Below are 3,865 nucleotides of genomic sequence, written 5' to 3'. Positions count from 1 at the left end.
TGATCATCGGGCTGGAACAGTAGCTCTTCACAGATCTCTCGATCTTCTTGCGACATTTTGGCAAGCGGTACGATGTGTTTAACGTTGATGATGACGGAGGTCATCCCCGCTTCAATACAGTGGTGTAAAAAGACGCTGTTCAAAAAGACACGGGCATTCATGCTAAGCCCGAAAGAGATATTGGAGAGTCCCAGTGTCGAGCCAACGTTCGGATATTTGGCGTGAAGTTGACGGATCGCTTCGAGGGTTTGGATCGCGGCATCACGGTACTCCACATCACCGCTTCCCACCGTAAAGGTGAGCATATCGAACATTAGATTGCGCGGATCGATACCGTGGCGGTTGACGCACAGATCGTAGATACGATCGGCGATACGCATTTTATCCGCCGTCGTTTTCGCCATCCCTTTTTCATCGATCACGAGACACACGAGTGCCGTTCCGAACTTTTTGGCGAGAGAACAGATCGCATCGAGCCGCTCTTCCCCGTCTTCGAGGTTGACGGAGTTGATGATCGGTTTTCCGCCGATACATTTGAGTGCTTCTTCCATCGTATTGACCCGCGTCGCATCAGGCATAAGAGGAAGGGGGATTTTTTGGTTGTAGAGTCTCATCACGTGCGCCATATCTACTGCACCATCACGCCCCGCAAACTCGACGTTGACATCGAGACAATGGGCACCGTCGCGCACTTGGGCTTGTCCGACGCTGAGGGTTCCCTCGTAATCACTCGCGATGATGAGCTCTCGAAACGCTTTCGATCCCGTTGAGTTGGAGCGTTCCCCGATCAAAAGGGGTGAGGGTTGTTGGATCAGCTCGACGCTATTAAAGAGCGATGCGACAGAAGCAGGCATATTCCCGGATGGTTTTTTAGGGGCGATAGTAGAGACTTTATCGACTAATGCGCGGATATGCTGAGGGGTGGTTCCGCAGCATCCGCCGAGAAAGCTGACACCGTCATAGTTTAAAAAATCGCATTGTAACTGGGCAAACTCATCGGGTCCCATCGGGTAATAGGAATATCCGCCGCGATTTTGGGGGAGCCCCGCATTGGCGTGGACGGAGATAGGTTTAGCCCACACTTCAGAGAGGGTACGTACATGTTTGCCGTATTGTTCCGGTCCCGTCCCGCAGTTAAAACCGAGGCTGATGATGTCGAAGGGCTCCAAGATAGTAGCAATCGTTTGTGCATCGGTTCCAATGAGCATACTTCCCGCAAGTTCGATCGTGACGGAGACCATAATAGGAAGCTCAGTGCCTCGCTCACGGTTCGCCGCTTCGCAGGCGTGGAGAGCCGCTTTAATCTGTAACGGATCTTGGCAGGTTTCAAGGAGGAAAATGTCACATCCGCCGTCGATTAGTCCCAAACAGCACTCCAAATATCCCGTAAACATTTCATCGTAGTGGATGTGTCCGAGAGAGGGGAGTTTGGTTCCCGGCCCGATGGAGCCGAGGACATATCGGGGATGTTCGGGTGTGGAAAATTTCTCACACTCCGTTTTACATACTGCCGCACCTGCACGGGAGAGCTCATACGAACGATGACCGATCCAGTATTCGTCCAATACCCAGCTAAAAGAACCGAAGGTATTGGTGGTAATGAGATCGGCTCCTGCCGTGAGGTAGGCGTGAAAAATATCGCTCATGACTTCAGGGCAGGTGACGTTGAGAAGTTCATTACACCCCTCTAACCCCTCCCACGCACTATCGGGTATCTTGTCGGCACGTTCTTGAAGCTGAGTTCCCATGGCACCGTCGATGATAAGAGGGCGTTTGGAAATAATTTCAAGAAGTGTGTGCTTGATCGACATCGTAGAGACCTTGTGCAATTAAAATAATATGCGATTTTATCGAAGTGTAGCCTAAAGGGTTCTAAGTATGAAAATATAATTCTTTGGATACACTCTTAAACATGAAAAAACTGCTCTTATTAACTCTTTTTTGTATTACGCTGGCATGGTCAAAAGAGTCGGTTACTCTTCAGTTGCCGTGGCTCCATCAGTTTCAATTTGCCGGCTATTATGTGGCAAAGGAAAAAGGGTATTATAGTGATGCAGGGTTGGATGTTACTATTTTGGATGCAAATAAAAAAGAGGCATCTCTAAAAAGTGTTTTGGACGGCAAAGCACACTACGGTGTTGGACATTCATCCTTGATTGTCAACTATATCAACGGTGTTCCGCTTGTTTTAATGGCGGCGATCTATCAATCTTCTCCGATGGTATTATTGACACGAAAAGATGCTTCTATAGCAGGTGCTAAAGACCTAAAAAATAGACGGGTTATGCTGACGAATGACATGATGCAATGGGCAGAAATACAGGCCATGTTTAGAAGTGTCAGCTTGAGCACTCATGATTTGAAAGTGCAATCACATTCATTTGATCCAATGTCACTCGCACGCGGTGAAACCGATGCTATGGTTGCATATGTATCTAATGAGCCTTATATCCTTCAAAAAGCGGGAATAGAAACGCATACTATTAATCCGAAAGAGTACGGATTCGATTATTACAGTGATATTCTTTTTACAACTAAAGAAGAGGTGGCTTTTCATCCTGAACGCACAGAAGCGTTTTACGATGCATCGATTCGTGGATGGCTGTGGGCATTTGATCATATCGAAGAAACGGCGGAACTGATTTACCGCAACTATAATCCGCAGCACAAATCATTGGATGCTTTGATTTATGAGGGGAAAGTACTTAAAGAGCTTGCCCTGCTTCCTAATACGACGTTTGGTTCAATTGATCCGGTTCGTTTGGAGATGATTGCGCAGGGGTATCGACTGATGGGGGTTGTAAAATCAATCCCTCCGTTTGGACCGTTGCTCTACAAACATGATAGGCTGCATTTAACTGATCAAGAGAGAGCATGGCTTCGGGAACACCCTGTCATTCGTGTTGGAATAGACCATAATTGGCCTCCGATCGAATCGGTCGATGATAAAGGGAGACATGTCGGGATTAGTGCTTCGTATTTGGCTCTTCTTGAAAAACGGCTAGGCGTTCGGTTTGAAGTGGATTACAGTCGGAAGCTCTGGAGTGATTCGCTTCGCGCCGTTAAAAACAAAGAGATGGATATGCTCTCGGGAGCGGCCATTACAGAGAAAAGACATGAGAGCTTAGTCTTCAGCCGCCCTTTTTTAAAGCAGTCGATGGTTATCGTTACCAACTCAAGGGTCGGATATATCAATGATTTGAATGATCTCAGTGGGAAAAAAGTGACGGTGGTCCGTTCGTATGCAAGTGAGGAGTTTTTACGTGAGCATTATCCGAAAATTATTCCGGTTTTGGCCGATACGTCGCTTGAAGCTCTTCAGAAGGTAGCGTCTGGGGAAGTGTATGCGTGCGTTGAGGGGTTAAGTGTTGTGAGCTATTTGATTGAGCGGCACAATCTTAAAAATATCAAAGTCGTAGGAGAGACACCGTTTCGGTATCAACTTGCATTTGCATTTCGGAACGATTGGGGGATGTTAGCCACAATCAGCGATAAGGTTCTAGCCTCTATTACGCCTCAAGAGTACGAAGAGATACATGGGCGTTGGCTTGTTATGGAACAACATGATACGCCGATCAATTATCGCTTGGTCTGGGGTATTGCCGGATTTATGGCACTATTATTTCTTTTAGTCGCGTATAAAAATCGCCGATTGGATGTATTGGTACGTCAGCGTACTTCCGAACTCGAAACCTTTAACCAACGGCTTCAAGAGGAGATTGAAAAGGCGGTTGAGAAAAATCGGAAGCAGGAAAAGCTGCTGATACAACAGGCTAAAATGGCGGAGATTGGTTCTATGCTCGAATCAATCGCCCATCAGTGGCGACAACCGCTTAATATTTTAGGGCTCTCTATGACGCGGCTC

General features: G+C 47.2%; 2 protein-coding genes. One reads left to right on the top strand and one right to left on the bottom strand.

All coding sequences use genetic code 11. The features are described from left to right. Positions 1–1,811 (bottom strand): homocysteine S-methyltransferase family protein (locus A2517_RS03325; RefSeq protein WP_294894111.1); only part of this gene is annotated, 1,811 nt, incomplete at its 3' end. A gap of 101 nt (positions 1,812–1,912) precedes the next feature. Here A2517_RS03325 and A2517_RS03320 point away from each other — a divergent pair. Next, positions 1,913–3,865, top strand: a 1,953-nt coding sequence (locus tag A2517_RS03320) for an ABC transporter substrate-binding protein (protein WP_294894109.1), incomplete at its 3' end; no start/stop codon positions are given.

Origin of the sequence: Sulfuricurvum sp. RIFOXYD12_FULL_44_77 (assembly GCF_001830725.1) — a bacterium.
GTDB lineage: Bacteria > Campylobacterota > Campylobacteria > Campylobacterales > Sulfurimonadaceae > Sulfuricurvum > Sulfuricurvum kujiense_A.
Note: the sequence above shows the minus strand (reverse complement) of the source record. Positions and strands in the feature narration are given on the sequence as shown.